Origin of the sequence: Nonomuraea sp. NPDC049309 (assembly GCF_043196965.1) — a bacterium.
GTDB lineage: Bacteria > Actinomycetota > Actinomycetes > Streptosporangiales > Streptosporangiaceae > Nonomuraea > Nonomuraea fastidiosa.
Genome location: NZ_JBICSH010000005.1, coordinates 679,536 through 705,497, shown reverse-complemented (window position 1 = coordinate 705,497; position 25,962 = coordinate 679,536). Strand labels below are relative to the sequence as shown.

General features: G+C 71.3%; 22 protein-coding genes and 2 pseudogenes. 17 read left to right on the top strand and 7 right to left on the bottom strand.

All coding sequences use genetic code 11. From position 1 onward, the window contains the following. Positions 1-130: 130 nt before the first annotated feature. Positions 131-2,971 carry an excinuclease ABC subunit UvrA gene (gene uvrA, locus ACGFIM_RS31565; RefSeq protein WP_393207666.1) on the top strand — a complete coding sequence of 947 codons (2,841 nt, stop codon included), beginning with the start codon at positions 131-133 and terminating at the stop codon, positions 2,969-2,971. A gap of 194 nt (positions 2,972-3,165) precedes the next feature. On the opposite strand, the gene ACGFIM_RS31560 is transcribed toward uvrA, so the two are convergent. Together ACGFIM_RS31560 and ACGFIM_RS31555 are read right to left on the bottom strand one after the other, a co-directional pair. After that, positions 3,166-3,414: a hypothetical protein gene (locus ACGFIM_RS31560; protein ID WP_393207663.1), complete on the bottom strand. Its 249-nt coding sequence runs from the start codon at positions 3,412-3,414 to the stop codon at positions 3,166-3,168. 40 nt (positions 3,415-3,454) lie between these two features. Further along, a pseudogene (locus ACGFIM_RS31555) lies at positions 3,455-3,712 on the bottom strand (DUF2306 domain-containing protein); the annotation flags it as partial. Between the two features lie 766 nt (positions 3,713-4,478). Between ACGFIM_RS31555 and ACGFIM_RS31550 the strand changes: the two are divergent. The 7 genes from ACGFIM_RS31550 to whiA all read left to right on the top strand — a co-directional run bounded on the left by ACGFIM_RS31550 (position 4,479) and on the right by whiA (position 11,526). Beyond that, positions 4,479-4,883 carry a Rieske (2Fe-2S) protein gene (locus tag ACGFIM_RS31550; RefSeq protein WP_393207660.1) on the top strand — a complete coding sequence of 135 codons (405 nt, stop codon included), beginning with the start codon at positions 4,479-4,481 and terminating at the stop codon, positions 4,881-4,883. 609 nt (positions 4,884-5,492) lie between these two features. After that, positions 5,493-5,963, top strand: a complete 471-nt coding sequence (locus ACGFIM_RS31545; protein WP_393207657.1) for a Rieske (2Fe-2S) protein — start codon at positions 5,493-5,495, stop codon at positions 5,961-5,963. Positions 5,964-6,009: 46 nt separating this feature from the next. Beyond that, positions 6,010-6,474, top strand: a complete 465-nt coding sequence (locus tag ACGFIM_RS31540) for a Rieske (2Fe-2S) protein (RefSeq protein ID WP_393207654.1) — start codon at positions 6,010-6,012, stop codon at positions 6,472-6,474. Positions 6,475-6,571: 97 nt separating this feature from the next. Continuing rightward, a complete protein-coding gene (uvrC, locus tag ACGFIM_RS31535) occupies positions 6,572-8,506 on the top strand; it encodes an excinuclease ABC subunit UvrC (RefSeq protein WP_393207651.1) in 1,935 nt (644 codons plus the stop codon). A gap of 82 nt (positions 8,507-8,588) precedes the next feature. Continuing rightward, the gene (gene rapZ, locus ACGFIM_RS31530) at positions 8,589-9,455 is read left to right on the top strand and encodes an RNase adapter RapZ (protein ID WP_393207648.1); all 867 of its coding nucleotides are present in this window, start codon (positions 8,589-8,591) and stop codon (positions 9,453-9,455) included. Between the two features lie 35 nt (positions 9,456-9,490). Next, positions 9,491-10,474, top strand: coding sequence for a uridine diphosphate-N-acetylglucosamine-binding protein YvcK (yvcK, locus tag ACGFIM_RS31525; protein WP_393207801.1), 984 nt, complete (start codon positions 9,491-9,493; stop codon positions 10,472-10,474). 71 nt (positions 10,475-10,545) lie between these two features. Beyond that, complete coding sequence (gene whiA, locus ACGFIM_RS31520; protein ID WP_364065822.1) at positions 10,546-11,526, top strand: DNA-binding protein WhiA; 981 nt, start codon at positions 10,546-10,548, stop codon at positions 11,524-11,526. Positions 11,527-12,062: 536 nt separating this feature from the next. On the opposite strand, the gene ACGFIM_RS31515 is transcribed toward whiA, so the two are convergent. Then, positions 12,063-12,728 carry a hypothetical protein gene (locus tag ACGFIM_RS31515; protein ID WP_393207644.1) on the bottom strand — a complete coding sequence of 222 codons (666 nt, stop codon included), beginning with the start codon at positions 12,726-12,728 and terminating at the stop codon, positions 12,063-12,065. Between the two features lie 184 nt (positions 12,729-12,912). On the opposite strand from ACGFIM_RS31515, the gene gap reads away from it, so the two are divergent. From gap to ACGFIM_RS31490, 5 genes are all read left to right on the top strand, one after another. Beyond that, on the top strand, positions 12,913-13,917 hold the full coding sequence (gap, locus tag ACGFIM_RS31510; protein ID WP_393207641.1) for a type I glyceraldehyde-3-phosphate dehydrogenase: 1,005 nt from the start codon (positions 12,913-12,915) through the stop codon (positions 13,915-13,917). 69 nt (positions 13,918-13,986) lie between these two features. Further along, positions 13,987-15,174, top strand: coding sequence for a phosphoglycerate kinase (locus tag ACGFIM_RS31505; protein WP_393207638.1), 1,188 nt, complete (start codon positions 13,987-13,989; stop codon positions 15,172-15,174). A 3-nt stretch (positions 15,175-15,177) separates the two neighbouring features. After that, positions 15,178-15,957, top strand: a complete 780-nt coding sequence (gene tpiA, locus ACGFIM_RS31500) for a triose-phosphate isomerase (protein ID WP_393207635.1) — start codon at positions 15,178-15,180, stop codon at positions 15,955-15,957. 99 nt (positions 15,958-16,056) lie between these two features. Beyond that, a complete protein-coding gene (gene secG / locus ACGFIM_RS31495; protein ID WP_364065808.1) occupies positions 16,057-16,287 on the top strand; it encodes a preprotein translocase subunit SecG in 231 nt (76 codons plus the stop codon). Positions 16,288-16,359: 72 nt separating this feature from the next. Next, positions 16,360-16,716 carry an RNA polymerase-binding protein RbpA gene (locus tag ACGFIM_RS31490; RefSeq protein ID WP_364065805.1) on the top strand — a complete coding sequence of 119 codons (357 nt, stop codon included), beginning with the start codon at positions 16,360-16,362 and terminating at the stop codon, positions 16,714-16,716. Positions 16,717-16,766: 50 nt separating this feature from the next. On the opposite strand, the gene ACGFIM_RS31485 is transcribed toward ACGFIM_RS31490, so the two are convergent. Then, a complete protein-coding gene (locus tag ACGFIM_RS31485; protein ID WP_393207631.1) occupies positions 16,767-18,368 on the bottom strand; it encodes an amidohydrolase in 1,602 nt (533 codons plus the stop codon). Positions 18,369-18,874: 506 nt separating this feature from the next. Between ACGFIM_RS31485 and ACGFIM_RS31480 the strand changes: the two genes are divergently transcribed. Further along, positions 18,875-19,897: a GNAT family N-acetyltransferase gene (locus tag ACGFIM_RS31480; protein ID WP_393207628.1), complete on the top strand. Its 1,023-nt coding sequence runs from the start codon at positions 18,875-18,877 to the stop codon at positions 19,895-19,897. 97 nt (positions 19,898-19,994) lie between these two features. Beyond that, positions 19,995-21,212 carry an ROK family protein gene (locus tag ACGFIM_RS31475; RefSeq protein WP_393207625.1) on the top strand — a complete coding sequence of 406 codons (1,218 nt, stop codon included), beginning with the start codon at positions 19,995-19,997 and terminating at the stop codon, positions 21,210-21,212. 124 nt (positions 21,213-21,336) lie between these two features. Here the strand turns inward: ACGFIM_RS31475 and ACGFIM_RS31470 are convergent. Next, positions 21,337-21,873: pseudogene (locus ACGFIM_RS31470) on the bottom strand (Clp protease N-terminal domain-containing protein); the annotation flags it as partial. 73 nt (positions 21,874-21,946) lie between these two features. Between ACGFIM_RS31470 and ACGFIM_RS31465 the strand changes: the two are divergent. Both ACGFIM_RS31465 and add read left to right on the top strand, forming a co-directional pair. Then, positions 21,947-22,807: a hypothetical protein gene (locus tag ACGFIM_RS31465; protein ID WP_393207622.1), complete on the top strand. Its 861-nt coding sequence runs from the start codon at positions 21,947-21,949 to the stop codon at positions 22,805-22,807. Between the two features lie 190 nt (positions 22,808-22,997). Then, entirely contained in the window at positions 22,998-24,020 is a 1,023-nt protein-coding gene (gene add, locus ACGFIM_RS31460; protein ID WP_393207619.1) for an adenosine deaminase, read from the top strand. A 245-nt stretch (positions 24,021-24,265) separates the two neighbouring features. On the opposite strand, the gene pgl is transcribed toward add, so the two are convergent. After that, a complete protein-coding gene (gene pgl / locus ACGFIM_RS31455; RefSeq protein WP_393207616.1) occupies positions 24,266-25,048 on the bottom strand; it encodes a 6-phosphogluconolactonase in 783 nt (260 codons plus the stop codon). Further along, positions 25,045-25,962, bottom strand: a complete 918-nt coding sequence (locus ACGFIM_RS31450) for a glucose-6-phosphate dehydrogenase assembly protein OpcA (RefSeq protein WP_393207613.1) — start codon at positions 25,960-25,962, stop codon at positions 25,045-25,047. Before ACGFIM_RS31450 ends, pgl begins: the two co-directional genes overlap by 4 nt.

Below are 25,962 nucleotides of genomic sequence, written 5' to 3'. Positions count from 1 at the left end.
CCTGCCGGGAGATGGTCGTAACCTGTGAGAGACGGATTTTCGGGGGCCGCCGGTCGGACCGCCGAAATTGTCGGAGCCGCCCTCTACCATCCCCCGTGGACCTATCCGCTTTTCGACATCCAGGATCGCCGTGGCTGACCGCCTGATCGTGCGTGGTGCACGAGAACACAACCTCAAAGACGTCTCGCTCGACCTGCCGCGAGACTCGCTGATCGTCTTCACCGGCCTGTCCGGCTCGGGCAAGTCGAGCCTGGCCTTCGACACGATCTTCGCTGAGGGCCAGCGGCGCTACGTCGAGTCGCTGTCGGCTTACGCCCGCCAGTTCCTCGGCCAGATGGACAAGCCCGACGTCGACTTCATCGAGGGCCTGTCGCCCGCGGTCTCCATCGACCAGAAGGCCACCAGTAAGAACCCCCGCTCGACCGTCGGCACCATCACCGAGGTCTACGACTACCTGCGACTGCTGTGGGCCCGCATCGGCAAGCCGCACTGCCCGGTGTGCAGGCGCCCGATCGCCAGGCAGTCGCCGCAGCAGATCGTCGACCGCGTGATGGAGTTCGAGGAGGGCACCAGGTTCCAGGTGCTCGCCCCGGTCATCAGGGGCCGTAAGGGCGAATACGCCGAGCTGTTCCGCGAGCTGCAGACCAAGGGCTTCGCCAGGGCGCGGGTCGATGGCACCGTCGTGCGGCTGGAGGAGCCGCCGACGCTGAAGAAGTACGAAAAGCACGACATCGAGGTCATCGTCGACCGCCTGTCGGTGAAGGAGTCGGCGCGGCGGCGTCTCACCGACTCCGTGGAGACGGCGCTGCAGCTGTCCGGCGGCACGATCACGCTCGAGTTCGTCGACCTGCCGGAGGACGACCCCAACCGCGAGCGCTTCTTCTCCGAGCACCTCTACTGCCCCTACGACGACCTGTCGTTCGAGGAGCTGGAGCCGCGCTCGTTCTCCTTCAACTCGCCGTTCGGCGCCTGCCCCGAGTGCACGGGGCTCGGCACCAAGATGGAGGTCGACCCCGAGCTGGTGGTGCCCGACCCCGAGCGCACCCTGCGCGAGGGCGCCATCCACCCGTGGTCGGGCGGCCACACCAGCGAATACTTCACCAGGCTGATGGAGGCGCTCGGCCACGCGATGGGCTTCGGCCTCGACACGCCGTGGGAGCGCCTGCCCAAGAAGGCGCAGAAGTCGCTGCTGTACGGCCACGACGAGCAGATCCACGTGCGCTACAGCAACCGCTTCGGGCGGCAGCGCGCCTACTACACCACCTACGACGGCGTCATCCCGTGGGTGCAGCGCAGGCACGCCGAGGCCGAGAGCGACACCGCGCGCGAGCGGTTCGAGGGCTACATGCGCGAGATCCCGTGTCCCGCCTGCAAGGGGGCCAGGCTCAAGCCGGTCAGCCTCGCGGTGACGGTGGCGGGCAAGTCGATCGCCGAGGTGTCGGCGATGTCGATCGGCGAGTGCGCGAAGTTCCTCGCCGGGCTCAAGCTCTCCGACCGCGACATGCAGATCGCCGAGCGGGTGGTCAAGGAGATCAACGCCCGCATGGGCTTCCTGCTCGACGTCGGCCTCGACTACCTCACGATGGACCGCGCCGCCGCCACCCTCGCCGGTGGCGAGGCGCAGCGCATCAGGCTCGCCACGCAGATCGGCTCGGGCCTGGTCGGCGTGCTGTACGTGCTCGACGAGCCGTCCATCGGCCTGCACCAGCGCGACAACATGCGGCTGCTCGACACCCTGATCAGGCTGCGCGACATGGGCAACACGCTGATCGTGGTCGAGCACGACGAGGACACCATCGCCGCCGCCGACTGGGTCGTCGACATCGGTCCCGGCGCGGGCGAGCACGGCGGCCAGGTCGTCGTCTCCGGCACCGTCCAGGACCTGCTGGCCAGCGAGGAGTCGCTGACCGGCGCGTACCTGTCGGGGCGCAAGAGCATCCCCATCCCCGCCAAGCGCCGTAAGCGCGACAAGAAGCGGCAGATCGTCGTCAAGGGGGCGCGCGAGCACAACCTCAAGGGCGTCGACATCGAGTTCCCGCTCGGCCTGTTCACGGCGGTCACCGGCGTGTCGGGGTCGGGCAAGTCGACGCTGGTCAACGACATCCTCTACAACGCGCTGGCCAAGGAGCTCAACGGCGCCCGCACGGTGCCCGGCCGCCACTCCCGCATCAACGGCATGGACCAGGTCGACAAGGTCGTCCACGTCGACCAGTCGCCGATCGGGCGCACGCCGCGCTCCAACCCGGCCACGTACACCGGGGTCTTCGACCACATCCGCAAGCTGTTCGCGGCCACGACCGAGGCGAAGGTGCGCGGGTACCAGCCGGGGCGCTTCAGCTTCAACGTCAAGGGCGGGCGCTGCGAGGCGTGCTCGGGCGACGGCACCATCAAGATCGAGATGAACTTCCTGCCGGACGTCTACGTCCCCTGCGAGGTCTGCCACGGCGCCCGCTACAACCGGGAGACGCTGGAGGTCCACTACAAGGGCAAGACGATCGCCGAAGTTCTCGACATGCCGATCGAGGAGGCCCTGGAGTTCTTCGACGCCATCCCGGCCATCAAGCGCCACCTGCAGACGCTCTACGACGTGGGGCTCGGCTACGTACGCCTCGGGCAGCCGGCCACCACGCTGTCCGGCGGCGAGGCGCAGCGCGTCAAGCTCGCCTCCGAGCTGCAGCGGCGGCAGACCGGGCGGACGATCTACGTCCTCGACGAGCCCACCACCGGCCTGCACTTCGAGGACATCCGGCGGCTGCTCGGTGTCCTCGGCCGGCTGGTCGACGGCGGCAACACCGTGATCGTCATCGAGCACAACCTCGACGTCATCAAGACCGCCGACTGGATCATCGACATGGGCCCCGAGGGCGGCTCGCGCGGCGGCACGCTCGTCGCCGCCGGCACGCCGGAGGAGGTCGCGCTGGTGGACGAGAGCCACACGGGGCGCTTCCTGCGCAAGATCCTCTCGCTCTGACCCTGGTGGTAAGGCCGAACCGTCCCCTGCGCCCGGAGGGGGCGGGCCGGCCTCGCCGCGGTCCCGACCGGGTGAGCGCCGCACGGTGCTCCGGCGACGGCCGCCCGACACGGATGCGGCGCTGCCCCGGGCGCCTCTACGGCGAGCTGTGGCTTGGGCGCGGTGGGCGCTCGGGCGGGGGAGTGTGCGGCTGATCAGACGGTACGCCGGGCCAGGGCGCGGGCGCGGCGCTTGGCGGCGTCGCCGCGTTCCAGCCACCACTCGGCCAGCGGCAGCGGCAGCGTCCGGCCCAGCCAGGCGCTCAGCGCCGCGATCGACTGCGCCATCACCTGCTCGTCGCCCGGGAAGAAGGTGTCGCTGTACGGGCTCAGCACGACGACGAACACCGCGGTCCACAGGCGGTCGGTGACGATGCACAGCGCCAATGCACAGCGCCAATGCACAGTGACAATGGACGGTGATATAGGACATCGTCAGGGCGAAGCTGCGCACCGTCCACCGGCGATGCTCGACGAAGCGGCGCTGCCTGGCCATCCGCCAGCCGGTGAACGTGCAGCCCAGCCAGAGCAGCGCGAGCATCACGTTGCTGACGGACGTGACCGGCCCCCACGGCGTCGCGATGCCCACGGTCAGGCCGCTCGGCCGGCAGCCGGCGAAGACGTACACGCGGCCGATCCTGCGGTGCACGACGGGGTGGCGCGCGCGGAACCACGGCCAGATCCGCAAGCAGCAGGTGATCATCGCGATCGAGCCGAACAACACGTGCATGGGGAGCATCCAGTGATGCGGCGGGAAGAAGTCCGGCGCGGGCACGCGTGACCGCGCCGGGTCGAGCGAGACGTACGGCGGCAGCGAGAACGCCACGAACGCCGTCGCCACCACGGCCAGTGGCGCCACCCACGGCCGCCGCCCCCAGCGCCGCGGCCGCGCCGTCACGCCGGACCCGGCCGCCCCGGACGAAGCCGGTCCCGGATCGCCGGGACCGGGCTGCTCGGGCTGCGGTCACATCGGAGGCGGCCGGGCCTGGCCGGGTCGTCCGGCGGCGGTGGCGCCGGAGCTCTGGGTGGCATGGGTTGGCCCGTCGGTATGGGTGGAGGTGCGGGCTGAAGGGGGGTGGTCCGTCGGTACGGGTGGAGGTGCGGGCGAAGGGGGTGGCTCGTCGGTACGGGTGGAGGTGCGGGCTGAAGGGGGGTGGTCCGTCGGTACGGATGGAGGTGCGGGCAGAAGGGAGCGACCCGTGGGAACGGCTCGAGGCCGCGGGGTGCGGGTCGGTTCGGGAAGGGTCGGATGGAAGGCGCGTGGGGCAGCGGGGCGGGGTCGCTGACCGTCCGCCTACCACCCGCTGACCGGACCGAGGGGTACCGCCAATAAGCTGTTTCCACAACGATGGCCGTAACCGGGGGCGCCACCGGCGGCTGGCGACGTACGGAAAGACGCGCGGCCGGCGCGCGAGACGGAACATCAGACCTGCGGAGCGAGAACACCGAGGACAGATCGGGGCGGAGCCATGTCCGGAAACGGTTTGGGACGGCGGGAGATGCTGGGCGCGGCGGGGGTCGCGGCGTGCGGCCTGGCGCTGGCCGCATGCGGTTCGGGGGGCGCGCAGACCCGGCCGAGCCTCAAGGGCAAGGTGCTGGCCAAGACGGCCGAGGTGCCGGTGGGCGGCGGCAAGCTCATCGAGGACCTGAAGGTCGTGGTGACGCAGCCGCAGCCGGGCGTCTTCAAGGCGTTCAGCTCGCTGTGCACGCACAAGGGCTGCCAGGTCGGCACCCCTGAGGACAACGTCATCAGGTGCGCCTGCCACGGCAGCGAGTTCGCCGCCGACAGCGGGAAGGCGACGAAGGGGCCGGCCACCGCGCCGCTGGCCTCGTTCCAGGTGAAGGTCGAGGGCGACGGCATCGTCGTCGTCTGAGCCGTCCCGTTTCGCATCCCCCGGAGCGGTCCGGCTGGCTCGCCTGTGGTCCGGCTGGCCTGCCTGCGGGTTTGATGCGTCTGAGCCCTCCCGGCGCGGTCGCCCACAGGTCTCTAAGGGCGGGCGGTTCAGACCGGCTCGGGCCGGGGTGGAACGGCGAGCGCTCAGGGCCGCGCCAGGGCGGCGCGGATCCCGAGGTCGGGCCGGACGGCGAGGATCGTCGTCTTGGCGGCCGGCGGGCGGGATCGGCCGTCCCCTGGGAGAGGCGGTCTGTCGGAGAGCGGCCGTCTCGTGGGGAGAGGTGGTCTTTCCGAGAGTGGCCGTCCTGTAAGGAGAGGCAGTCCGTCCGGAGCGGCCATCCCCTGGGAGGGGGGCCGTCCGGGAGCGGCCATCCCGTGGGAGAGGTGGTCCGTCCGGCAGCAACCTTCTCATGGGGAGAGGTGGTCCGTCCGCGAGCGGTCGTCCCGCAGAGAGCGGCGGTTTCGTGTCAAGCGGCTTTTCATGAACCGGTAATTGTGCGTGGTCGCCCGGATCGGGCTCCGGGAGGCTGAACCCCGGCCGGGGCCCGGGCCGTACCTCGAAGTGAAAGCCGATCTGGGAGGACGCACGATGACGGAAACGACGCGGCGGACGGTTGTCTTCGGTGCAGGAACGGCCGGGCTCGCGGCCGTGCTGACGGCCTGCGCGAGCTACGGCGTACCGGAGACCGAGGCGGACGTGGAGGCTCCCGCTGAGGAGGCGACGTCGTCCGCGCCCGAGGAGGGCGGCGAGGCCAAGCCGAAAGCGGAGGCCAAGGCGGCCCTGGCGGACGTCGGCGACATCCCCGAGGGCGGCGGCAAGGTCTTCAAGAGCCAGAAGATCGTCGTCACGCAGCCGACGGCGGGCGAGTTCAAGGCGTTCAGCGCGGTCTGCACGCACGCGGGCTGCACGGTCGCCTCCGTCTCGAACCAGACGATCAACTGCCCCTGTCACGGCAGCAAGTTCAGCATCGCCGACGGCTCGGTGACCGACGGGCCCGCGGGCGGCCCGCTGGAGGAGAAGCAGATTCAAGTGGACGGTCAGAAGATCAGACTCGCCTGAGAAAGCTTTCATCTTTTTCTCACCTGAGTGCGCTTGGGTGAGGCGCATGGCAGATGAGCTTCACACCCGCAGAGCGGTGTTCGCCGGCGTCGGTGCAGGTGGCCTGGCGTTGGCGATCAGCGCGTGCAGCGGCGACTCCGGTACCGACACGGCGCAGTCGGCGCCCTCCACCGCCGCGTCCGGCGCTCCCGAGGGGAGCGCGACGCAGTCCAGCGCGTCCGGCGGCGGCGTGCTGGCCAAGAAGGCCGACATCCCGGTGGGCGGCGGGACCGTCTTCAAGGACCAGAAGGTCGTGGTGACACAGCCGACGGAGGGCGAGTTCAAGGCGTTCAGCGCGATCTGCACGCACAAGGGCTGCCCGGTCGGCAGCGTCGAGGATGGCGCGATCGTGTGCCCGTGCCACAACAGCAGGTTCGCGATCGCGGACGGCTCCGTCACCGGCGGGCCCGCGCAGCAGCCGCTGCCCGCCCAGGAGATCAAGGTCGAGGGCGACGACATTCTGCTGGCGTAGCCGCCCATAGCCGCCCGTGGCCGGGTGGGTGCCCGCCGTACGTGCGCGAAGAGTACGGCGGGCAACTCTGTCGGTGCGGGCCATTAGGCTGACAGGCGTGGCGAGATCAGCGGCTAACACCTTGAGTTTCCGGCCGAGGCCGGGGTCGATCCCGGAGTCCCCGGGTGTCTACAGGTTCAGGGACGCGCACGGCCGGGTGATCTACGTCGGCAAGGCCAAGAGCCTGCGCCAGCGGCTCAACTCGTACTTCGCCGACTTCTCCGCGCTGCACCCCCGTACGCAGTCGATGCTGACCACGGCCGCCGACGTCGACTGGACGGTCGTCGGCACCGAGGTGGAGGCGCTGCAGCTCGAATACTCCTGGATCAAGGAGTTCGACCCCCGCTTCAACGTCAAATACCGCGACGACAAGTCCTACCCCTACCTCGCGGTCACGATGAGCGAGGACTTCCCGCGCGTCCAGGTGCTGCGCGGCGCCAAGCGCAAGGGCACCCGCTACTTCGGCCCCTACTCCCACGCCTGGGCCATCCGCGAGACCGTCGACCTGCTGCTGCGGGTCTTCCCGGTGCGCACGTGCAGCGCCGGGGTGTTCAAGCGCGCGGGGCAGATCGGGCGGCCCTGCCTGCTCGGCTACATCGACAAGTGCTCGGCGCCGTGCGTCGGCCGGGTCACCCCGGAGGAGCACCGCGCGCTGGCCGAGGACTTCTGCGACTTCATGGCGGGCAACACCAGCCGCTTCATCAAGCGTCTCGAGAAGGAGATGCGCGAGGCCGCCGCCGAGCAGGAGTACGAACGCGCCGCCCGGCTGCGCGACGACATCCAGGCGCTGCAGCGGGCGCTGGAGAAGCAGGCGGTCGTGCTGGGGGAGAGCACCGACGCCGACGTCATCGCCCTGGCAGAGGACCCGCTCGAAGCCGCCGTCCAGGTCTTCTACGTACGCGGCGGGCGCATCCGCGGCCAGCGCGGCTGGGTGGTCGACAAGGTCGAGGAGACCTCGCCGGGCGAGCTGGTCGAGCAGTTCCTGCTGCAGATGTACGCCGAGGCGAGCGCCGATTCCATGCCCCGCGAGGTGCTGGTGCCCGCGCTGCCGCCCGACGTCGAGGCGGTGGCCGAGCTGCTGACCGAGCAGCGCGGAGCCCGCGTCGAGGTGCGGGTGCCGCAGCGCGGCGACAAGAAGTCGCTGCTGGAGACCGTCGAGCGCAACGCCAAGGAGTCGCTGGCCCAGCACAAGATCCGCCGTGCCAGCGACCTCAGCGCGCGCAGCAAGGCGCTGCAGGAGATCGCCGACGCGCTCGACCTCGACCAGGCGCCGCTGCGCATCGAGTGCTACGACGTGTCCCACCTGCAGGGCGAGAACGTCGTGGCGTCCATGGTGGTCTTCGAGGACGGCCTGGCCCGCAAGGGCGAATACCGGCGCTTCTCGGTCAAGACCAAGGAGGGCGACGTCGCCTCGATCTACGAGGTGATCATGCGCAGGTTCCGCCGCTACCTGGAGGAGCGCTCGGCCACCGGCGAGCTGGCGGCCGACGACGACGCGGCGGCGGGCGGCGGTCCCATCGACCCCGACACCGGCAAGCCGCGCAAGTTCGCCTACCCGCCCAACCTCGTCGTGGTCGACGGCGCGGGCCCGCAGGCGGCCGCCGCGCAGCGGGCGCTCGACGAGCTCGGCATCGACGACGTGGCCGTGTGCGGGCTGGCCAAGCGCCTGGAGGAAGTGTGGCTGCCAGGCGACGACCAGCCGGTGATCATGCCTCGTTCAAGTGAGGGTCTCTACCTTCTGCAGCGGGTGAGAGACGAAGCGCACAGGTTCGCCATCACCTACCATCGTTCCAAGAGGTCCAAGACGGTGAAGGAGAGCGCGCTCGACGGCGTGCCCGGCCTCGGGCCGGCGCGAAGGCAGGCGCTGCTCAAACACTTCGGCTCCGTGAAAAAGCTACGCGAGGCCACTGCCGCCGAAATCTGCGAGGTTCCCGGCATCGGCCCGTCCATCGCCGAGGTCATCGTGTCGACGCTGAAGGGAGAGTCACCTTGATCTCGCCAGGATGCCAGGGTGCCCATGCCGCATGCTCCTACCGGCCCGCGCTGAGGAGCGGGCCCGCTGCCGGGGTGAGGCGATGAGCACCGAGCCGGCGTTCGTCATCGTCACCGGCATGTCCGGTGCGGGGCGCAGCACCGCCGCCAAGGCGCTGGAGGACCTGGGCTGGTTCGTCATCGACAACCTGCCGCCGGGTCTGTTGTTCGCCATGGCGGAGGAGGCGGGCAAGGTCAAGCTCGCCGCGGACAAGGTGGCCGCCGTCGTCGACGTGCGCAGCCTGGCCTTCACCACCGATCTCAACGCCGCGATCGAGGAGCTCGAGGGGCGCGGCGTGCGCGTGCGGGTGGTCTTCCTCGAGGCCGGCGACGAGGAGCTGGTGCGCAGGTTCGAGAACGTCCGCAGGCCGCACCCGCTGCAGGGCGAGGGGCGGCTGGTCGACGGCATCACCCGCGAGCGCGGCATCCTGCGCGAGGTGCGCGCCAACGCCGACCTGGTGATCGACACCTCCACCCACAACGTCCACGAGCTGCGCGCCAAGATCGTCGACTTCTTCGGCGGCGAGGACCGCCCCGGCCTGCGGCTCAACGTCGTGTCGTTCGGCTTCAAGTACGGCCTGCCGGTCGACGCCGACCTCGTGGTCGACTGCCGGTTCCTGCCCAATCCGCACTGGGTGCCCGAGCTGCGGCCGCTCAACGGCCTCGACGCGGCGGTCAGCGACTACGTGCTCGGCCAGCCGGGCGCCAAGGAGTTCCTCGACGCCTACGAGGAGGTCCTGCAGGTCGTCGCGGCCGGATACGCGCGCGAGGGCAAGAGCTACGCGACGCTCGCGGTGGGCTGCACGGGCGGCAAGCACCGCAGCGTGGCCATGGCCGAGCAGATCGCCGCGCGGCTGCGCGACCGCGGCATCGAAGTCCAGGTGAGCCATCGGGATGTGGGGCGGGAGTGACCGATGACAGCGGCGAAGGGATCGTGCCTCCTCCGATGAACGGCCTGCCCTGCGACAGGCCGGACGTGCTCGGCGTCGGGCGGCCCGGGGTCGGGCCCGCCGTCGTGGCGCTGGGCGGCGGCCATGGGCTCTACGCATCCCTGTCCGCATTACGGATGGTGACCGACCGGTTGACCGCCGTGGTGACGGTGGCGGACGACGGCGGCTCCAGCGGGCGGCTGCGCCGCGAGCTGGGCGTGCTGCCGCCCGGCGACCTGCGCATGGCGCTGGCCGCGCTGTGCGGCGACGACGAGTGGGGCAGCACCTGGAGCGAGGTCGTCCAGCACCGCTTCCGCAGCGAGGGCGAGCTGCACGGCCACGCGGTCGGCAACCTGCTGATCGTGGCCCTATGGGAGCTGCTCGGCGACTCGGTGGCCGGCCTCGACTGGGTCGGGCGGCTGCTGGGCGCCCACGGCCGCGTGCTGCCGATGGCGTCGGTGCCGCTCGACATCGTGGCCGAGGTGGAGCTCGACGGCGTCATCTCGACCGTACGCGGGCAGGTGGCCTGCGCCTCGACGCCCGGCCGCGTCCAGGCGATCTCGCTCGTGCCCGAGGACCCGCCGGCCCGCCCCGAGGCGGTCGCCGCCGTGCTCGACGCCGACTGGGTGGTGTTCGGGCCGGGGTCGTGGTTCACCAGCGTGCTGCCGCACCTCAAGGTGCCCGCGCTCGCCAGGGCCCTGCACGCCACCCGCGCCAAGCGGCTGGTCACGCTCAATCTCGCCCCGCAGCCGGGCGAGACCGACGACTTCTCCCCCCAGCAACATCTGGAGGTGCTTCGCCGACACGCTCCCGACCTGCGGATCGACGTGGTGCTCGCCGACACCGGCGTGGTCGACGACCCCGGCGCCCTGGAGAAGGCCGCGGGCGCGCTCGGCGCCCGGCTCGTCATGGACGACGTGGCCGCCGCCGACGGCTCGCCGCGGCATGACCCACGACGTCTTGCCTCCGTCCTGGACGAGATTTTCCTCCAGAAGCGTTGATCCTGGTCGGCGTGGCGCGAAGGTGCGAGAGACTCGAAGGAGCCGGTCTGAATGGGGGAGAGGACTAACGCATGGCGATGACAGGTGTGGTGAAGGACGAGCTGAGCCGCCTGCCGGTGCTGAAGCCGTGCTGCCGCAAGGCGGAGGTATCGACGCTGCTGCGGTTCGCCAGCGGCCTGCACCTGGTGGGCGGGCGGATCGTGATCGAGGCCGAGCTCGACACCAACGCCACCGCACGGCGGCTCATCAAGGACATCGGCGAGGTGTTCGGGCACAAGGCCGAGGTGCTCGTGCTCGCACCCGCCGGGCTGCGCAAGGGCTCGCGCTACGTCGTACGCGTCTACCGCGACGGTGAGGCGCTGGCTCGCCAGACGGGTCTCATCGACAACCACGGCCGCCCCGTGCGCGGGCTGCCCCGCCAGGTCGTGGCGGGCGCCGCCTGCGACGCCGAGGCCGCATGGCGCGGCGCGTTCCTCGCGCACGGCTCGCTCACCGAGCCGGGCCGGTCGATGTCGCTCGAGGTCACCTGCCCGGGGCCTGAGGCGGCGCTGGCGCTGGTGGGCTCGGCCCGGCGGCTGAAGATCCACGCCAAGGCGCGCGAGGTGCGCGGCGTCGACCGCGTGGTCGTCCGCGACGGCGACGCCATCAGCGCGCTGCTCACCCGGCTCGGCGCGCACGACAGCGTGCTGGCCTGGGAGGAGCGCCGGATGCGCCGCGAGGTGCGCGCCACCGCCAACCGCCTGGCCAACTTCGACGACGCCAACCTGCGGCGCTCGGCGCGGGCCGCCGTCGCGGCCGGTGCCCGGGTCCAGCGGGCCTTGGAGATCCTCGGCGACGACGCCCCCGAGCACCTCGTGATCGCCGGGCGGCTGCGGGTCGAGCACAAGCAGGCGTCGCTGGAGGAGCTCGGCCAGATCGCCGACCCGCCGCTGACCAAGGATGCCATCGCCGGGCGCATCAGGCGGCTGCTCGCGATGGCCGACAAGCGGGCCTCCGACCTCGGCATCCCCAACACTGAGGCGAATCTCACAGTGGACATGCTGGCACCGTGAGCCGGCGCGTGGCCGGTCTTTGCGGTGACGGGCGGGGGGGACGGGCGGGGCCCGTCCCCCTGCCGGTGCGCACGGCGGTCCTTCAATGGGGTGTGTGGGCGGCCCGTCCTGCGCCGACGGCCCCGAGGGCGGGCGTTTTGGGGTGGCCGGTCAGGTGCCGGTGGCTTGAGGGTGGGCGTTTGGGGTGGCCGGTCCTGTGCCGGCGGGCTGAGGGCGGACGCGAAGGCCAGGTCCTGCATGCGCGGCGGTCCCGGAAGGGCGGGCGGGCAGCGGTGGGAGGCGGCTCATGCAACGTGCCGATGGCCTGCGCGCACCGCGGCCGGGTGCACGGTCAGGCAGGACCGGCGCTGGATGGCGCTGGAGGACGAGGGGCGAGCGGCCCGTGAGATCCGGATGCTTGCGCGCGGGCGAGAGCCGGCGGGATCGGCGTCGCGGGAAGCGGGAGGCGCTGAGCGGAAGCGGGAGGCGCTGAGCGCCTGGGCGGTGGGTGGTGCCGGGAGGGTGCCGCGGCTGGATGCGCGGGGCTGGGCCGCTGGTCAGTCGCGGGCCGGCTTGCGGGGGGTGAACAGGTCGGTCGTGGGCTTGGGCGCGGGCGGCTGGGCGGGCTCGAAGGGTGCGCGGTACTCCGGCTTGCCGGAGTCGCCGGGCGCCCCCGGCTCGCCGGAGTCCCCAGGCTCATCGGGCGAGCCGGCGGACCCGGCGGACCGCGCCCGGCGTACGCGCAGGACCCGCAGCGTGAGCAGGGCGAGCGCGGCCAGCGCGGCGACCACGATGTACAGCCAGGCCGTCGTCTCGGTCAGCAGCTCGCGGTAGAGGCGCAGCGCCTGCGGCAGGCCCTCGTTGAAGGTGGGCAGGTCGACATCGGAGAGACCGGCGCGCTCCTCGGGCGCGCGAGCGCGGGCGCCGAGCAGCACGGAGAGCCCGGTGATCTGGCCGCCCGCGAAGGCGGCGCCCCCGTACAGGAAGGCGAAGGGCAGGAGCAGGAGGCTGCGGGGCCGCCTCGCGCCCATGGCGAGCGCGACGATGACGGCGATGAGCAGGGCCAGCGCCAGCGAGACGGGCACTCCGCCCCCGAAGCCCGTCACCGCCTTCGGCAGGCTCTCCTGGTACAGCACGGCCACCCCCAGGCCCGCCGCGCAGATGAGCGCGGCGAGCAGGCCGAAGAAGAGCCCCGATAGTAGGCCGGACCGCTTATGTGACATCTCAGCCCCCAGAGAATGCACGAATTTACTCCGACGAGTCGGGCACTTTACTCGAACCTCGCAAAACGTGCCGGAGGAACGCTGATTCACACGCCGGGACCTGCAGTGGTCTAAACCAATTTGGGTCCGATAAGGTTCGTGATTGAGGTTTCCAGCCCGCATCTGTTCGAGGAGATCGGTTCCCGTGAGCATCCGCGTAGGCGTCAACGGCTTCGGCCGCATCGGTCGCAACTTCTGGCGCGCTGTCGCCGCCAGCGGCAAGGACATCGAGATCGTCGCGGTCAACGACCTGACCGACACCGCGACGCTCGCGCACCTGCTGAAGTACGACAGCATCCTCGGCCGCCTGCCCTACGAGGTGAAGGCCACCGCCGACGAGATCACGGTCGACGGCAAGTCGATCAAGGTGTTCGCGGAGCGCGACCCGGCCAAGCTGCCGTGGGGCGACCTCGGTGTGGACGTCGTGGTGGAGTCGACCGGCCTGTTCACCGACGCCACCAAGGCCAAGGTGCACGCCGACAACGGCGCGAAGAAGGTCATCATCTCCGCTCCGGCGAAGAACGAGGACGTCACCGTCGTGCTGGGCGTCAACGACAGCGCGTACGACCCGGCCAAGCACACGATCATCTCCAACGCCTCCTGCACCACCAACTGCCTGGCCCCGATGGCCAAGGTCATCCACGACGCCTTCACCATCGAGAAGGGTCTGATGACCACCATCCACGCCTACACGCAGGACCAGAACCTGCAGGACGGCCCGCACAAGGACCTGCGCCGCGCCCGTGCCGCCGCGCTCAACGTGGTGCCCACCTCCACCGGCGCCGCCAAGGCCATCGGCCTGGTCCTGCCCGAGCTGAAGGGCAAGCTCGACGGCTTCGCCATGCGCGTGCCGATCCCGACCGGCTCGGCCACCGACCTCACCGTCGACGTCGGCCGCGAGGTCACCGTCGAGGAGGTCAACGCCGCGGTCAAGGCCGCCGCCGAGGGCCCGCTCAAGGGCATCCTCAGCTACACCGAGGACCCCATCGTCTCGAGCGACATCGTCACCGACCCGTCCTCCTGCATCTTCGACGCCCAGCTCACCAAGGTGATCGGCAACCAGGTGAAGGTCGTCGGCTGGTACGACAACGAGTGGGGTTACTCCAACCGCCTGGCCGACCTGGTCGAGCTGGTGGGCCGCGGGCTCTGATGCCCGGGCGGACGCGTACACATCGGGGCGCGCCGCCGGCGTGCCCCGCAGCAGGAACGGGAGCATGACATGCGCACGCTCGACGATCTCGACGTGAAGGGGCGGCGCGTGCTTGTGCGCGCCGACCTCAACGTCCCCCTCGACGGGGAGACGATCACCGACGACGGCCGCATCCGCGCGTCGGTCCCGACGATCAAGACCCTGCTGGAGCGGGGCGCCAAGGTCGTCGTCTGCGCCCACCTGGGCAGGCCCAAGGGCAAGGTGGAGCCGAAGTACTCGCTGCGTCCCGTGGCGGCCCGCCTGGGCGAGCTGCTGGGCCAGGACGTCGCCTTCGCCACCGACGTGGTCGGCGACAGCGCCGCGAGCACGGTGGAGTCGCTCCAGGACGGCCAGGTGGCCCTGCTGGAGAACCTCCGCTACGAGCCGGGTGAGGAGTCCAAGGACGACGCCGAGCGCGGCGCGTTCGCGGCCAAGCTCGCGGCCCTCGCCGAGCTGTACGTCGGCGACGGCTTCGGCGCCGTCCACCGCAAGCACGCCAGCGTCTACGACGTGCCCAAGCTGCTGCCGCACGCGGCGGGCGGGCTGGTCGAGGCCGAGGTCGGCGTGCTGCGCCGGCTCACCGAGGACGCCGAGCGGCCCTACGTGGTCGTGCTCGGCGGCGCCAAGGTCTCCGACAAGCTCGGCGTCATCGCCAACCTGCTGACCAAGGTCGACAGGCTGCTCATCGGCGGCGGCATGGCGTACACCTTCCTCAAGGCCCAGGGCCACGAGGTGGGCAACTCGCTGCTGCAGGAGGACCAGCTCGACCAGGTGCGCGGCTTCCTGGAGGAGGCCGGGCGGCGCGGCGTCGAGCTGGTGCTGCCCGTCGACGTGCTGGCGGCGGTCACCTACGCGCCCGACGCCGAGCACCAGGTGGTGGAGGCCACCGCGATCCCGGCCGACCGCGAGGGGCTCGACATCGGTCCCAAGACGCGCGAGCTGTTCGCGAGCAAGATCGCCGACGCCAAGACCGTGTTCTGGAACGGCCCGATGGGCGTGTTCGAGTTCGAGGCGTTCTCCGGCGGCACCAAGGCGGTGGCCGAGGCGCTCATCGCCTCCGAGGCGTTCACCGTCGTGGGCGGCGGCGACTCGGCGGCGGCCGTACGCAGGCTGGGCCTGCCCGAGGACGGCTTCTCGCACATCTCCACCGGTGGCGGCGCCAGCCTCGAATACCTCGAAGGCAAGACCCTTCCCGGACTCGCGGCCCTGGAGGACTGAGAGTTGCAGCGCAAGCCGCTCATCGCCGGCAACTGGAAGATGAACCTCAACCATCTCGAGGCCATCGCGCTGGTCCAGAAGCTGGCCTTCGCGCTCAACGACAAGGACTTCGACAAGGTCGAGGTCGCCGTCCTGCCTCCGTACACCGATCTGCGCAGCGTCCAGACCCTGGTCGACGGCGACAAGCTCAGGATCGTGTACGGAGCCCAGGACCTGTCCAGGCACGACCGCGGCGCCTACACCGGTGAGGTGTCGGGCGCCATGCTCGCCAAGCTCGGTTGCACGTACGTCGTGGTCGGGCACTCCGAGCGCCGCCAGTACCACGGTGAGGACGACGACATCGTCAACGCCAAGGTGCAGGCGGCCTACCGCCACTCGCTCACGCCCATCCTCTGCGTGGGCGAGGGCCTCGAAGTGCGTCAAGAGGGCCGCCACATCGCGCACAGTCTCGGCCAACTCGACGGCGCGCTGCGCAAAATCGACGCCGAACAGGCAAAATCGATTGTGGTGGCCTACGAGCCGGTGTGGGCGATCGGCACCGGCGAGGTGGCCACCCCCGAGGACGCACAGGAGGTCTGCGGGGCGTTGCGAGCCAGACTCGCTGAGCTCTACGACGCCGAAGTGGCCTCGGGAATCCGTATCCTTTACGGTGGCTCGGTCAAGTCAGGGAACATCGCAGGGATCATGGCTCAGCCGGATGTCGACGGCGCGCTCGTGGGCGGTGCCAGCATCGACGCCGATGAGTTCGTGAAGATCTGCCGTTTCTCTGATATACCCGGCTAACTCGGCCGTTCTGGGGGTGCGACTTGACATCAGGTCGTACCCTCAAGAGGCAAGTTTGAATCGTCACGCGTAACAGAGCATCGAAGGAACAGGCATACCGTGGAAATCGGAATCTCCATCGCCCTCATCCTGGCGAGCCTTCTCATGATCCTGCTCGTCCTGCTCCACAAGGGCAAGGGTGGTGGTCTGTCTGACATGTTCGGCGGCGGCTTCTCGTCGAACTTCGGTGGTTCCTCGGTGGTGGAGCGCAACCTCGACCGGCTGACCGTCATCACGGGCGTGGTCTGGTTCGTCTGCATCATCGCTCTGGGCCTGCTCCTGCGGTCCTGAGTTGTAGTTGACGCGTGACAGTGATTCTCCCCCCGTGTCCGCACACGGGGCGATCGAGCGAGGAGTTCATCCGTGGGTAGTGGCAACGCGATCCGTGGCAGCCGAGTCGGCGCCGGCCCGATGGGGGAGGCCGAGCGCGGCGAGGCAGCTCCGAGAGTGCGGGTCTCGTTCTGGTGCGCCAACATGCACGAGACGCGCCCCAGTTTCGCCAGCGACGCGGCGGTCCCCGAGCTGTGGGATTGCCCCCGTTGTGGTCTCCCAGCCGGCCAGGACGAAAAGGCGCCGCCCGCCCCGCCGAAGAATGAGCCGTACAAGACGCACCTTGCGTACGTGAAGGAGCGCAGGAGCGATAAGGACGGCAAGGCCATCCTCGAAGAGGCACTGGAGCGCCTGCGCAGCAGCAAGTCCTCCTCCTCCTTCTCCTCCTGACGACGGCGAGGGCCCCGGCGACTGCCGGGGCCCTTCCGCTTGTCCCGGGCTCAGGCGGCTTCGTAGACCGCCTCGCCGTCCACGAACGTCATCCGCACCCTGGTCGTCCAGATGTCGCCGGGCGGCAGCTCGAACGGGTCGCGGTCGAGCACCACCAGGTCGGCGGGCCGCCCCGGCTCGATGCGCCCGGCCGGTGAGCGGTTGATCCAGGCCGAGCCCTCCGTGTACGCCGCCATCACCGTCGCCAGGTCGATGCGCTGCTCGGGCAGGAACGGCGTCTGCGCCGTCGGGTAGCCGGCGTGCACCGAGCCGCCCGGCTCCGTACGGTTGACCGCCACATGCATGCCCTGCAGCGGGTCGGCGTCGGAGACGGGCCAGTCGCTGCCCGCGCACAGCCGGGTGCCGCAGGCCACCAGGTCCGCGAACGGGTACTGCCACGACGAGCGCGGCTCCCCGAGGTACGGCAGGGTCAGCTCGTCCATCTGCGCGTGGTGGGTCGCCCACAGCGGCTGCAGGTTGGCCGTGACGCCGAGCGCGGCGAAGCGCGGCACGTCCGACGGCTCGATGATCTGCAGGTGGGCGATGTGGTGCCGGTTGGCCGGGTTCGTGCCCTCCAGGCTGTCGAGGGCCTCGTGCACCGCGCGCTCGCCGATCGCGTGGAAGTGCACCTGGAAGCCGAGGCGGTCCAGCTCGGCGACGTACTCCTTGAGCTTGGCCGGGTCCACGTACGACAGGCCCGTGCCCCCGCACAGGCAGTACGGCTCCAGCGTGGCGGCGGTGAAGTTCTCCGTGATGCCGTCCTGCATGATCTTGACCGAGGTGGCCCTGAACCGCTCCAGCCCATTCGCCGACGCGCGCCGCGCCACCAGCTCCTCGATCTGCTCCAGGCCGCGCGTGCGGTCCCACCACAGGGCGCCCACGACGCGCGCCCGCAGGCGTCCTGCGCGGGCCGCCGCGAGGTAGGTGGGCAGCTGGTCGCCGGAGCCCGCGTACGAGCCCACGATGGCGTCCTGCCAGCCGGTGACGCCCAGCGAGAACAGGTGCCGCTCGGCGTCCGCCAGCGCGTCCAGCAGGTCCTGGGCGGCCGGGCGCGGGGTGAGCAGGCCGACGAGGTCCATCGCGCCCTCGTGCAGGACGCCCGTCGGGGCGCCGTCCGCGTCCCGCTCGATGCGGCCGTCGGCGGGATCGGGGGTGTCGCGGGTGATGCCGGCGCGTTCCAGGGCCCGCGTGTTGACCCAGGCGGCGTGGTGGTCGCGCTGGATCAGGTACGCGGGGCGGTCGAGGAAGTCGAGTTGGTCGCGGTGAGGGAGGCCGCCGGGGAATGCCGACATGTCCCATCCGCCGCCATCGATCCACTCTTTCTCCGCGTTTTTCGCGGCATAGTCGGCGATCTTTTCTTTGTACGCGTCAAGGCCGAAATCTTCTGACAAGTCGCACTTTGCGCGTTCGAGGCCCGCCTGAATCGGGTGCATGTGCGCGTCCGTGAAACCCGGCACCAGCAGACCGCCGCCGAGATCCACCGTCTCGTGCGGCCCGCGCGCCAGCTCCCCCTCCGGCCCCACGGCGGCGATCACGCCGTCCCGCACCAGCACGGCCCCGGCCACGACACCGTCGGGGGTGAAGACCCGGCCGCCTCGGAAGAGGATGTCCATCGAACGTCGTCCTTTCTCGCAGTCGCTCCATCTTGCCCCGCGCGGAGGCGGAGGAGCGCTCGTCTTGGCGTGGCCGGGGCTGCTCGCGCCGTCCTGCCTCCGCTTGCCCGGGAGGAGGGCGGTCCTGGGTGACGGCCTGAGCGCGACGGGGAGGGCCGGTCGGGGGCTCTCTTCCGGTGGTACGGGGAAGGGCCGGAGGAGGCCAGAGCGGGCCCGCGATGCGGGGGAGGGGAGGTTGCAGCGGTGTCTGAGGGGTTGTGTGGTGTGGTGTGAGGGGCGGTGGGGGTGTGGAGTGGGTTCCGTAGCGCGAGGTGGAGAGGCGGAGGTTGGAGCGGTGCCTGAGGGATGGCCGTGCGATGGGGTGCGAGGTCGGTGGTGGGGGCGGGGCCCGGGTGTGGTGGGGATAAGGATGACATTGCGCGATATAAGCGGACATCTCGCGATGAATCACGCGATGTAAACGCGTCGGTAGCAACCGCGTAACAGCTCCACGCCATGCTCGTCGCATGGGATTCTTGCGCATTCGCACCACGGTGGACGAGCGGCCCGGACGCCTGGCCTCGCTGGCGGCGGCCCTGGCCGACAGGGGCGGCAACATCCTCGGCCTGAGCGTCCAGTCCGACGCTGAAGGCACCGTCGACGAGTTCGTCGCCGACATCCCCGCCGCACCCGAGACCGTGCGCGAGGCGCTGGAGGCGGCCGGTGGCCGCCGCGTCCAGGTGGTGCCCGCCACCGCCCACGAGCTGACCGACGAGCCCACCAGGGCGCTCCTGCTGGCCTCCAGGCTGCGCTCGATGCCGTGGCGGCTGCCTGAGCTGCTGGCCGAGCTGCTGCGCGCGGACGACGCGCGGTGGATCTATGGTGAGGCCGTGAGTGATCTACCCGACCCGACCCAGCTCGTCGTGCCGGTCGCACCCAAGCGGGCGGTGCGTCTGCGGCGCGCCGAGCTGCCGTTCACGCTGACCGAAGCGGCCAGGGCGGCCGCCTTCGCGAGGCTCGCCCAGCCCGCGCCCGAGCAGACCACCTCCGAGCGTGCGATCAAGCTGTCCGACGGCGTGGAGGTGACCGTACGGCCGCTCACCTCCATCTACCGCGAGGCCGTACGCGACCTGCACGACCGCTGCTCACCCGAATCGCGCAGGTTCCGCTACTTCACCGCCATGCCGACGCTGCCGCCGCGCCTGTTCGACCGGCTGTGCGACAGGAACAAGGGCTACTCGCTGGTGGCCGGGCACGACGGGCAGGTCGTGGGGATGGCCAACCTGCTGTTCACGCCCGACCCGGGCATCGCGGAAATGGCCTTCCTGGTCGAGGACCGCTGGCAGGGGCGCGGCCTGGGGACGGCGTTGGCGAGGATGCTCGTACGCGCGGCGGCCGACCTGGGCTACGCCGAGGTCAAGGCGTCGATGCTGTCGGACAACGTGAAGATGCGCCGGCTGATGATCTCGCTGGGCGCGACGCTCGGCTACACCGACGACCCCGGCGTGGTGGAGGCCAGGCTTCCCGTGGGCGCGGTGGTGCCCGTCTGACGCCGCCCGCCTGGGCGGTGGTGCCCGTTCCGGCACCCGTACGGAACCGATTGCGGCGCACTGGGCGCGCGCGAGGACAGGTTCTAAGCTGGCGAGGGTGACGGCGACGACGGCGGCGGGCGCGCGGACACAGGAGCAGCTGCGGCAGCGCAACCTGAGCGAGGTGCTGCGGCGCGTGCACAAAGAGGGGGCGGTGTCGCGGGCCGCGCTGAGCCGCTGGATGGGCCTCAACCGCAGCACCATCATGGACCTCACCGCCGAGCTCGCCGCCGCCGGGCTCGTCCGCGAGGGCGTCCCCCGCCGCAGGGGCCGCGCGGGGCGGCCGTCCATCGTCGTCATGCCCGAGCAGGAGACCCTGTACGGGCTCGCGTTCGACGTCGCCGTCGACCGGCTGATCGCGGCCCGCGTGGGACTCGGCGGGCGGGTGCTGGCCCGGCGCGAGGCCGTACGCGCCCGCGCGGGCGTGGACCTGGAGGACGTCGTCGGCGTGCTCGCCGGGTTCGGCCGTGAGCTGGTGGCCGAGGCCGGCCCCGGCGCGCTGTGCGTGGGCATCGGGGCGTCGTACTGCGGGCTGATCAGGCGTGCCGACGGCACGGTCCGCTACGGGCCGCACCTCGGCTGGGTGGACCAGGCGTTCGGGCCGGAGCTCGCCGCGGGGCTCGGGCTCGGGCTGCCGGTCGAGGTGGGCAACGAGGCGCACCTGGGTGCGGTCGCCGAGCACGTACGCGGTGCGGGCAGGGACGTCGACAACCTCATCTACCTGCACGGCGACGTCGGCGTCGGCGGCGGGATCATCGTCGGCGGCAGGCTGCTCGACGGAGACGGCGGCTACGGCTGCGAGCTCGGGCACATGCTGGTCAACCCGTTCGACGGGCGGCCCTGCCTGTGCGGGTCGCGCGGCTGCCTGGAGGCGGAGGTGGGCGAGGAGGCCCTGCTCGAGTACGCGGGGCGCGCCGGCGAGCTGTTCGGCCGCGAGGGCATCAGAGCCGTCGCGGCCCTGGCCGCCGCCGGTGACGCGCGGGCGCGTGACGCGCTCGACCGGGTCGGCGACTGGCTCGGGGTCGGCATCGTCAACCTCATCAACCTGTTCAACCCGGCGCTGGTGGTCTTCGGGGGCATGCTGCGCGACGTCTACCCGGGCGCGGCGCCGCGCGTCAGGGCGCGCGTGGACGCCCATGTGCTGCCGGTGTCGCGCGAACGCGTCCGCCTGGCCGTGACCGCCCTCGGCGACGGCACCACGCTCGCCGGGGCCGCCGAGCTGGCCTTCGCCCGCCTCCTGGAGAACCCTCTCGACACCTTGGCCGCCCTCCGCTGACCTCGCTCGGGCCGATCGGGAGTCAGCCGGTGGCGTCTTCGCCGGCCGCGTCGTCCGGGCTCTCGTCGCTCCTCGTCGCGTCCTCCCGGCGCGCTTCGGAGGGCGGCTCGTCGCGTTTGATGCCGAGGTGGCGTTCGATCCGGTCGAGGCTCTCCTGGATCTGGGTGAGCTGCTCCTGCAGCGCCGACGCGCCCGCGGCGAAGAGGTCGGACGGACGCTCTCTGGGGCCGCGGCTGAGCCGGTCGAGGACGCGGCGGCGTAGGTCGGGAAGGTCCACGCCCGCGTCGGCGAGCGCCTGCGCGGCCGGGCCATCGCCCTCCCTGATCAGGCCGAGCAGGATGTGCTCGGTGCCGATGTAGTTGTGGCGCAGCTGCAGGGCCTCGCGCAGCGACAGCTCCAGGACCTTCTTCGCGCGCTGCGTGAAGGGGATGTGCCCGTCGGGCGCCTTGGCGCCGTGGCCCACCTCCTGCTCCACGAACGCGCGTACGCGCTCCAGCTGCACGCCGCACTCGTTCAGCACGAGGGACGCGAGCCCTTCGCCCTCGTGGATGAGACCGAGCAGGATGTGCTCGGTGCCGATGTAGTCGTGGTTCATCATCCGCGCCTCCTCCTGGGCGAGGACGACGACCCTGCGCGCACGGTCGGTGAATCGCTCGAACACCGGGGGCCTCCGTTCGGCTGGGGCTGATTCCACTATGCGCTAGAAAATCGGCGGCGGAGGGTATTTGTCCTGTGTGGATCTCGATGAGGTGGCCGATCGCCTGTACGGGCTGCCGCCGCAGGAGTTCACCGCCGCCCGCACGCGGGAGGCCCGCGCGGCCAAGGAGGCGGGCGACGTACGGCTCTCCCGCGAGGTCGCGAAGCTGCGCAAGCCCACGGTGTCGGCGTGGGCGGTGAACCGGCTCTCCCGCGAGCATCCTGACGAGCTGCGCGAGCTGCTGGAGGTGGGGGAGCGGCTGCGCGCGGCCTGGCGGGAGCAGGACGCGGACGCGCTGGCCGAGCTGGTTCGGCTCAGAGGCGAGGTGACCGCCACGGTGGGCCGGCTGGCCAGGCGGGCGGGCGACCTGTCGGCCGCGGCCGCGACCGAGGTGGACCAGACCCTGGACGCCGCCCTGGTGGACGAGCAGGCGGCCGAGGAGGTGCGGCGGGGGCGCCTGGCCAAGCCGCTGCGGTACAGCGGGTTCGCGCCCGCGCCCGTCACGCGCGAGCGGCCTTCCCGGAGGAAGAAGGACGGCCCTGAGACGGCGAATCAGGCTGCGTCCGATGAGTCTGCGTCCGATGAGTCTGCGTCCGAAGAGTCTGCGTCTGAAGAGTCTGCGTCTGAAGAGTTGGGGGCCGTTCAGGATGAGGAGGCGCGCAGGCGGGCGGAAGAGGCCGCCAGGAAGGCCAGGGAGCGCGAGGAGGCCGAGGCGGCGCACCGGGAGTGGGCGGCCCAGCTGGAGACGGCTCGGAAGGAGCATGACGAGCGCGCGGAGAAGGTGGCGCGGCTGGAGAGGAAGCTGGCCAAGGCGCGTAAGAAACTCGAGGACGCCAGGCAGCGGCTCGAGGTCGCCCGCCGTGAGGAGCGTCACGCCCGTCAACGCCTGGAGCGGTGAACGGGCGACCCCTGCGCCGGCCGGTAGCGGGCCGAACGCGTGGAGGCCCAGGTGGCGAAGCCGCGATCGTGCGCCCCGGCGGTTGACCACCGCCCGCAGTGCGGCTCAACTCAGCAAAATTGACAACCTTGTGTGAGATTCAGCGGCAAAGCCTGTCTTTTCTGGATATGCCGGTTCTAGGGTCGTCCGCATGACCCTTGACGACTTCATCGACGCCCTGCCCAAGGTCGAGCTGCACGTTCACCACGTCGGCTCCGCCTCGGTCCCCACCGTGCTGGAGCTGGCGCGCCGCCACCCCGGCAGCGGCGTCCCCACGACCGAGGAGGAGCTGCGCCGCTTCTACACCTTCCAGGACTTCCCGCACTTCGCCCGCGTGTACGGGGCCGTCAACGCACTCGTGCGCGAGCCCGAGGACGTCGCCACGCTCGTGCTCGGCCTGGCCCGCGACCTCGCCTCCCAAGGTGGACGCTACGCGGAGCTGCAGGTCACGCCGTACGCTCAGCACGTGGTCGGGCTGCCGATGCGCGCGGTCACCGAGGCGCTGGACCTGGCCGCCGGCCGCGCGCTCGCCGAGCACGGCGTCGAGATCGCCTACATCTTCGACATCCCCGGCGAGTACGGCGACGAGGCCGCAGAGGTGACGCTCAAGCACGCCCTCGAAGAACCTCCCACCGCGCTGGTAGGTTTCGGCATCGGCGGGATCGAACAGGAACGCCCGAAATACCGGGACGCCTTCCGCGCCGCGTTCGCCGCCGCGCGGGCGGCCGGGCTGCACAGCGTCCCGCACGCCGGCGAGATGAGCGGGCCCGAGACGATCTGGGAGGTCGTCGAGCACTACGGCGCCGAGCGCATCGGCCACGGTATCAACTGCCTGGCCGACCCCCGGCTCGTGGCGCATCTGCGGGAGACGCGGATCCCGCTCGACGTCTGCCCGACGTCCAACCTGTGCACGGGGCAGATCGCCCGCATCGAGGACCACCCGCTGCCCCGGCTGCTCGAAGAGGGGCTGTACGTGACCCTGAACAGCGACGACCCGCCGATGTTCGGCACCACGCTGGCCGATGAGTACCGGGTCGCGGCCCGGGTGTTCGGATTCGGCCGGGAGCAGCTCGCCGAGCTGGCGCGGAACGGGGTGCGGGCGTCGTACCTCGCGGAAGAGCGCAAGCAGGCACTGCTCACCGAGATCGACACCCTCGCCGCCGCATCCGGCTGAGCGCGCACCGCCTCGGCCGCCGGGAGCCGAGGGGAGCGAGCCGCACGCGGAACAGGGAGTTGTTTCCCGCGAGGGGGCGAGCCGCGAAAGCCCTCCACGAGGCCGTCAGGGGCTCTCGAAGGCTCTGAGGCGAAAGCCGAGGCCCCCAGACCGCACCTCGCGCAAGGTGGGCTCTGGGGGCCTCTGAAAGGGCCTGACCGGGTCTCAGGAAGCCGCCGGGCAGGCGGCTTCCCGGACGCCGCGGATCACGGGGATGCGAGGCGGCCGAGCTCCGGCGGGATCTTGGCCGCGGCCGCGCGGTCGAGCAGGAACAGCGTCCGCCCGCGCCCGCGCGCCCCCGCCGCCGGCACCTGCACGGGCCCGGAGTCGGACAGCGCCATGCGCACCGCGCCCGCCTTCTCCTCGCCGGCCGCGACCACCCACACCTCGCGCGAGGCCTGGATGGCGGGCAGGGTCAGGGAGATGCGGGTGGGCGGCGGCTTGGGCGAGCCGTGCACGGCCACCACCGGACGCGTGTCGTACAGGGCCGGCATGCCGGGGAACAGCGACGCCACGTGGGTGTCCGGCCCCATGCCGAGCAGCATCACGTCGAAGGCGGGCACCGGCCCGTGGTCTTCGGGCCTGGCGGCCCTGCGCAGCTCGGCGGCGTAGGCGTCGGCGGACTCCTCGGCGGTCATGCCCGAGTCGGGGCCGCGCATGACGTGCACCCGCTCGGGATCGACGTCGACGTGGTCGAGCAGCGCCTGGCGGGCGCCGGTCTCGTTGCGCTCCTTGTCGCCGTCGGGCAGGAACCGCTCGTCGCCCCACCAGATGTCCAGGCGCCGCCAGTCGACGGCGTCCCTGGCCGGGGTGGCCGCGATGGCGGCCAGCGTGGCGGTGCCGATGGTGCCGCCGGTCAGCACGATCGACGCCGAGCCCTTGGCCGCCTGCACGTCGACCAGCCGCGTGATGATGCGCGCCGCCACGGCGTTGGCCAGGACCTCGGGATCACGGTGCACGACGATGGTGGGCACGTTCACGTTGCTCATCCCTTGAACGTCCTCGCGAAACGCTTGACCGCGGCCTCGTAGATCTCGTCGCTGTCGAGCCTGCGCAGCTCCTCCGCCATCAGCTCGGAGGTCTGCCGGCGGGCCAGCGCCACCGTCCGGTCCGGCTGGCCGGGACGGGAGAGCGTGGCCACGCGGGCGTCGTTGCGCACGACCGACAGCTCACCGCCCGCGGCGAGCTGCAGGCGCACGGCGGTCAGGCCGGGCCCCGCCGAGTCGACGACCTTGACCGGGCAGCCCAGCCGCTCCGACAGCCAGGCCGCGAGCAGCGGCGCGCTCGGGTGGCCCGCCGCGGCCTCGACCGTGCCCTTGCGCACCTTGCCCACCGGCTGGTCGAACGCGGCCGCGAGCAGGCTGCGCCACGGCGTGAGCCGGGCCCAGGCCAGGTCGGTGTCGCCGCGGGCGTACCCCTTGGCGCGGGTCACCAGCGACTTGACGCCGCCGTCGTCGAAGCCCTTGGCGTCGGTGATGCGCCGCTGCGCCAGCGCGCCGATGGCGTCCTTGGACGGCACGTCGGGCGCCGCGCCCGGCCACCAGGCCACCACGGGCGTGTCGGGCAGCAGCAGCGGGCTGACGACGGAGTCGGCGTGCTCGGTCAGCTCGCCGTACAGGCGCAGCACCACGACCTCGCCGGGCGTGTTCTCGCCGATGCGCAGCTCGGCGTCGAGCCTGATCGGCTCGTCCTCCTCGCGCTTGATCACCACGATGATGCGCGACGGGTGCTCGCGAGCCGCCTCGGTGGCCGCGCGCAGCGCGTCGTACTGGTGGCGCTCCTCGCAGACCACGACGAGCGTGAGCACCATGCCGATGGCCGGCGCGCCCATCTGGTGGCGCAGGTGCGTGAACTGGGCGGCGATCTTGCCTGCCGTGGTGTCGGTCAGCATGAAGGTCGTCAT

Coding starts and splice junctions, on each gene's coding strand:
- ACGFIM_RS31550 (WP_393207660.1), top strand. CDS start 4,479: ATGTCCGGAAACGGTTTGGGACGGCGGGAGATGCTGGGCGCGGCGGGG.
- ACGFIM_RS31545 (WP_393207657.1), top strand. CDS start 5,493: ATGACGGAAACGACGCGGCGGACGGTTGTCTTCGGTGCAGGAACGGCC.
- ACGFIM_RS31540 (WP_393207654.1), top strand. CDS start 6,010: ATGGCAGATGAGCTTCACACCCGCAGAGCGGTGTTCGCCGGCGTCGGT.
- rapZ (WP_393207648.1), top strand. CDS start 8,589: ATGAGCACCGAGCCGGCGTTCGTCATCGTCACCGGCATGTCCGGTGCG.
- yvcK (WP_393207801.1), top strand. CDS start 9,491: ATGAACGGCCTGCCCTGCGACAGGCCGGACGTGCTCGGCGTCGGGCGG.
- whiA (WP_364065822.1), top strand. CDS start 10,546: ATGGCGATGACAGGTGTGGTGAAGGACGAGCTGAGCCGCCTGCCGGTG.
- ACGFIM_RS31515 (WP_393207644.1), bottom strand. CDS start 12,728: ATGTCACATAAGCGGTCCGGCCTACTATCGGGGCTCTTCTTCGGCCTG.
- ACGFIM_RS31505 (WP_393207638.1), top strand. CDS start 13,987: ATGCGCACGCTCGACGATCTCGACGTGAAGGGGCGGCGCGTGCTTGTG.
- ACGFIM_RS31485 (WP_393207631.1), bottom strand. CDS start 18,368: ATGGACATCCTCTTCCGAGGCGGCCGGGTCTTCACCCCCGACGGTGTC.
- ACGFIM_RS31480 (WP_393207628.1), top strand. CDS start 18,875: ATGGGATTCTTGCGCATTCGCACCACGGTGGACGAGCGGCCCGGACGC.
- add (WP_393207619.1), top strand. CDS start 22,998: ATGACCCTTGACGACTTCATCGACGCCCTGCCCAAGGTCGAGCTGCAC.
- pgl (WP_393207616.1), bottom strand. CDS start 25,048: ATGAGCAACGTGAACGTGCCCACCATCGTCGTGCACCGTGATCCCGAG.
- ACGFIM_RS31450 (WP_393207613.1), bottom strand. CDS start 25,962: ATGACGACCTTCATGCTGACCGACACCACGGCAGGCAAGATCGCCGCC.